Below are 5,327 nucleotides of genomic sequence, written 5' to 3' on the forward strand. Positions count from 1 at the left end.
TCAAATCCTGAAGCAGTTAGCTTTAATTATGAAGGTTCACTCTTAACGCTAGAAGGCATTCCTGTTGACCTTTCGGATTTTAAAGGGAAGACGCTATTTATCAATATTTGGGCATCTTGGTGTGGTCCCTGTAGGGCAGAAATGCCATATATCAATAGTCTTTATGAAAAATTAAAAGACAATCAAGATGTCGAATTCCTGATGATTGCTATAGATGAGGATTTTGAAAAAAGCAAAGCTTACGTTTCAGATAAGAATTTCTCCTTTCCGATCTATCATGCTTATGACGGTCTGAACAGTTCTCTATATTCCAAAACAATACCTGTGACGGTCGTGGTCAGTCCACAAGGCGAAGTAGTTTTTCACCACAAAGGCATGAATAATTTTGATACGAAAGATTTTAAATCATTTCTTATTGCAGGAGGTAAATCATCTCAATAAGCCATCCCTTTTTCCAAAATATACAGCTTTCACCCAAATACCCAAAGAATGAAGATTGATTGGAAAAAAGAAATGAAAAGCTGGGGCATCATGCTTGCAGTATTTGCCTTTTTATATTTTACAGGGTTGATTACTCCTATTATGGGAGGTGTACAATCTTTGCTTTTGGCAACAGGACTCAAAAAACCAAAAATCATTTTGGTAGACAGAGAGCATCAGGAATTTGACTACACAGGAAGGTTTGTGGACATGCAGGGAAATATGGTGGACTTGAGAGACTTTCAAGGAAAAACGGTTTTTATCAACCTTTGGGCCACTTGGTGTCCTCCCTGTCGTGCCGAAATGCCACATATTTCTGAAATGTACAAGAAAGTCAAAGACACTGAAGACCTTGAATTTCTGATGATTGCTTTGGACAAAGATTTTGAAAAGAGCAAAAAGTACATCGATGGCAAAGGCTTTACTTTCCCGGTGGTACACGCTGCTTATGGATTGAATAATTCACTCCAAAGTCAATCTATCCCTACTACAATGGTCGTCAGTCCCGATGGAGAGATCATTTTTTATCAGGAAGGTATGAGTAATTTTGATACTGAGGAATTCAGAAACTTTCTTACTAGCCAAAAATAAAATACTTGATTTTTAATAGCTTATAAAATAAACTAATTAACCTTTAGCTGATTTTTTGCTTTTCCCGTAATGGTTTTAATAATTCACCATAAACCAAACAAAATGAAAATTGGCTTTTTGATCACATTACTCGTAACCGGAATTCACTTCAGTACAATCGCCCAAGAGACATCGGAAGGCAAGATCTTTGATTATTCGGAAACCAAGCACGAACTCTCTTTGGATTTTGCACCAATTATCCAAGGGAATTACCCCTCTAGCCTACTCTATCGCCAACATTATGTAAGTAAAAATGGGAAAAATGTTGCTTTTCGAGTTGGAGCCCATTTAGGTGCAAATATTGCATCTACTGAAAATAGTACATCAACTTTTGATCCCGATTTGGTAGACAGAAATAATCAAAACCTGAATGTTTTCTTAGGGAAAGAGTGGCAAAAACAAATTCAATCTAGAATCATTGGGTATTACGGTGCAGACTTAAATCTAGGTTACAGTCGCTCATCCTTTAATGTAACAGCTGGTTCCACAAATCAAACCGACTTCACTATCAAAGAGAATTCATACAGCATAGGCACAATTGGCTTTTTAGGAATTAGATACCATTTTTCCAAACACTTTTCCGCTTCAGTAGAAACAGGTGCCGATTTAGGTTTCTATTCTTATACAACTGAATCAAACGCCAACACTAATACAGCAAGCAAAAGCAAATCTAAGAGTCTGGGTTTTGGAATGATACCCCTTCGGGCCATACGCTTTTCTTTCCATTTTTAAAATTAAACACCACACTCTTACTAAAAGCAAAGACCTCTTGCAGATTCGGTTTTTATTGGGGATTTTTCAAGCCAAAACCCAATCTCTTGACATGGGAACGGGGAAGGAATTTAAACTGGAAATTTAAAATGTTGGATGTCATTATCGTAGGTGCCGGTTTCTCGGGAATTGCCGCGGCAAGAAAACTTCATCAGGCCAATAAAGCTTTTCTTGTCCTGGAGGCAAGGAACAGGATCGGTGGAAGGGTTTACACCAAACAATTCCCTGAAAACCTGTACCTGGATTTGGGTGGACAATGGATAGGTTCATCACAGACAAGGATGTATGAATTGTGTGAAGAATACCAAATCAATCTTTTTGAAACATACAACAAAGGCTACAACATCCTGGAAATCAACGGTCAGATCAGAAAATATAAAGGGCTGATCCCAAAAATGAACCTGCTTTCATTACTCAATTTGGATTGGGTTTTGAAGAAACTGGACCGCATGGCAAAAAAGATTACTGTCTCAGACCCATGGAATCATCCAAAAGCAAAGGTATTGGACCAAACCAAGTTGTCTGATTTCATTTCCAAATACTGTCTGACCAAAGAAAGCCACCAAGTTGTCAAATATGCTCTTGAAACAGTTTTGGCAATTGAATTAAGTAAAATCTCTTTGCTTCATGCCTTATTCTACATCAAATCCGGACACAGCCTTCAAGCTTTGATTTCAATCAAAGATGGCGCCCAGCAACACCGGGCAGAAGGAGGTATGCAACTTTTGGCGGAAAAAATGGCGGCACTTTTCAAGGATCAAATCAGGTTTGGCCATGCAGTAACATCAATAATCCAAAATGAAGAAAGTGTTACCGTACAGGGAGAGAACTTTTCATTTTCATGCAAAAAAGTAATTATGGCCGTACCTCCTCCCTTAATTAATGATATCAGGTTTTCACCTGAATTATCAACTTTGAAAAAACAAATAATCAGCGGGATATATATGGGTAAAGTGGGTAAATGTTTTATGGTTTATCAAAAGCCCTTTTGGAGAGAAAATGATTTCAGCGGACAGGCTTTGGCAGATGAAGACTCTCCCTTTCAGACCATGTTTGACAGCTCACCCAATGATGGTGGATATGGAATTATCCTTGGATTTACCATTGCTGACCGGGCTGAGGAATACTTCAGGAAACCAGAAGCTAAAAGAAAACAACTCATGCTGGAAAAGCTTCATTCCTACTTTGGCGAGGAGGCGCTTCAACCTATAATGTACCAGGATATTTACATGACTGATGAAGCCTGGAGTCAGGGGTGTTATGCCGGGATATACCCTTTGGGGGCGTGGACAGGGTTTCAAAATACTTATGTCAAACCTGAGGGCAATATATTTTGGGCAGGTACAGAAAGTTCGGATCAATGGTATGGGTATATTGAAGGTGCAGTAAGGGCCGGGGAAAGGGCTGTTGGGGAGTTGGGGATGGAGGATTGATGATGTAAGATTTTAGATTTTAGATTTGTTGGAAGGCAGGTTTTAGATTTTAGATCTGCCTGTTCTAAGGTTGTGATTTGGGATTTAAAACTTGACAAGTTTGAGATTTATAAAGTTAAAAAGGATCGAAAAAAATTAAAATGAGAAAAATCGGTTTTGGGTTTTTGGTGGTTATTTTGATTTGGGTTATTTGGGCTAATTTTAGTTTTAAGTCTGAATTACCTCCTGTTAGCGCAGAGATATCTACTGTTTCTCAGATAAGCTGTGATACCTGTGAAAATGGGGATTCTTTAAATTTGAACAGGAATATCGTTGGGATTCAGCCTTATATGTTGGAAACTGATTACCTGGGTGAATCACAGTTTTTGGCCAAAATGGACGCTTATTTTAAGGCTGCGCATGAGAATGGTTTCCTTAGAGTAAACACCATAGTCTTGCTTCCTGAGTATCTGGGGACTTGGTTGGTCATTGCGGATGAAAAGGAATCGGTGGCCAATGCAGGAAATTTAACTTGGGCAATGGCACAATTGGTTTTGAATCATCCGTTTGAATTTTTCAAATTTTATCGGAAATCAAAACATGAATCTGACAGAATAACCGCCGGACTTTTTCGGATGAATGCTGAACAAATGGCCCAAATTTATCAAAATACTTTCAGTTCTTTGGCATCTACCTATAAGGTGTATATCTCAGCAGGATCTATCCTATTGCCAGGCCCGAGTGTGGAGAACGGAAAAATCGCTGTTGAATTGATGGAACCTATTTATAACACCTCATTTATTTTTGACCTACAGGGGAAAATATTAAACCAGGAAATCAAAAAGGCATTTCCAATTGATTCTGAGCATCCTTTTGTAAAAGCCTCTCCTGTTGTCCAAATCCCTAAATTCGAACTTCCATTTGCCAATATCGGGGTTTTGGTCTGCGCCGATTCCTGGTATCCTGAATCCTATCAGGCCATTCAGGGAGTTGAAGCTGTATTGGTCAATTCCTATTGTGCAATTGATGGGGCCATGGATGTGGTTTGGGGAGGATACAACGGCGCACCTCCCCCATCAGATGTGGATCTGAATGATATTGGAAATATCACCGAAAAACAGGCTTGGGAGAAATATGCACTTCCGGGAAGAATAGGATCCTCCGGTGCCAAAATAGGGGCCAATGTTTTTCTTCGAGGTGAACTTTGGGAGTTGGGAACCGACGGGCAACCTTTTTTCATCAAGGAAGGAAAACTTCTTGAAATAGAAAAAGCAGAAAAAGGTGGGATTTGGAATATGGATTATTGAGACTTGAGACTTGAGACGTGAGATGTGAGACGTGAGATATGAGAAATAGAGACGAGAAACGAGAAGCGAGAGCCGAGACTTTAGTGACAAACAGGCGTGAGGATTTAGAATTGTTAGGGGATCTGGGATTTTAGGTTATTCTTAAACCAATTTTAAAATTTTGAAATTTTACAATTTTACAATCTTAAATTTAAACCACTCAAAAACTTACAACTTCCTATGTGCGACACGCTGGTAGCCCTTCCTGAATTTACAAAAAACGGAAATCTGATTTTTGGTAAAAACTCGGATAGGGAACCTGATGAGGCGCAGGGAATTATTCATTTCCCAAAGATAACTCATGCCATGACTCAGAGTCATGGCATGAGTGACAACGGTAAAAACACCCTCCAATGCACCTATATCAGCATTCCCCAAGTTGAAGAAACCTTTGAAGTCATTCTTTCCAAACCTTTCCAAATGTGGGGTGCTGAGATGGGGATCAATGAATTGTGCTTGGTCATAGGAAATGAAGCGGTATTCACAAATGTCAAAATCCCAAAAAAGAATGATGGGTTGACAGGTATGGATATGTTGAGACTTGCCTTGGAAAGGTGCCGGACAGCGCCTGAGGCTGTCAAAACGATCACTTCGTTACTTTTACAATATGGCCAAGATGCCTGTGGGGCTTACAGAAACAAAGATTTTTTCTACCACAACAGCTTTATCATTGCTGACCCAAATGAAG

General features: G+C 39.3%; 6 protein-coding genes. All 6 read left to right on the top strand.

Features of this window, described 5'->3' with window-relative positions; genetic code table 11:
- A partial coding sequence (locus ACEW8O_RS09020; protein WP_373494297.1) for a TlpA family protein disulfide reductase occupies nucleotides 1–441 on the top strand: 441 nt, incomplete at its 5' end.
- Nucleotides 442–489: 48 nt separating this feature from the next.
- On the top strand, nucleotides 490–1,071 hold the full coding sequence (locus ACEW8O_RS09025; protein WP_373494298.1) for a TlpA family protein disulfide reductase: 582 nt from the start codon (nucleotides 490–492) through the stop codon (nucleotides 1,069–1,071).
- Nucleotides 1,072–1,173: 102 nt separating this feature from the next.
- Nucleotides 1,174–1,842: a hypothetical protein gene (locus ACEW8O_RS09030; protein ID WP_373494299.1), complete on the top strand. Its 669-nt coding sequence runs from the start codon at nucleotides 1,174–1,176 to the stop codon at nucleotides 1,840–1,842.
- 86 nt (nucleotides 1,843–1,928) lie between these two features.
- A complete protein-coding gene (locus tag ACEW8O_RS09035; RefSeq protein ID WP_373494300.1) occupies nucleotides 1,929–3,314 on the top strand; it encodes a flavin monoamine oxidase family protein in 1,386 nt (461 codons plus the stop codon).
- Between the two features lie 140 nt (nucleotides 3,315–3,454).
- Nucleotides 3,455–4,600 carry a nitrilase-related carbon-nitrogen hydrolase gene (locus ACEW8O_RS09040; protein ID WP_373494301.1) on the top strand — a complete coding sequence of 382 codons (1,146 nt, stop codon included), beginning with the start codon at nucleotides 3,455–3,457 and terminating at the stop codon, nucleotides 4,598–4,600.
- A 219-nt stretch (nucleotides 4,601–4,819) separates the two neighbouring features.
- A partial coding sequence (locus tag ACEW8O_RS09045) for a carcinine hydrolase/isopenicillin-N N-acyltransferase family protein (RefSeq protein ID WP_373494302.1) occupies nucleotides 4,820–5,327 on the top strand: 508 nt, incomplete at its 3' end.

The sequence above is a fragment of the Aquiflexum sp. genome (genome assembly GCF_041749095.1).
In the GTDB taxonomy this organism is placed as follows: Bacteria; Bacteroidota; Bacteroidia; order Cytophagales; family Cyclobacteriaceae; genus Aquiflexum.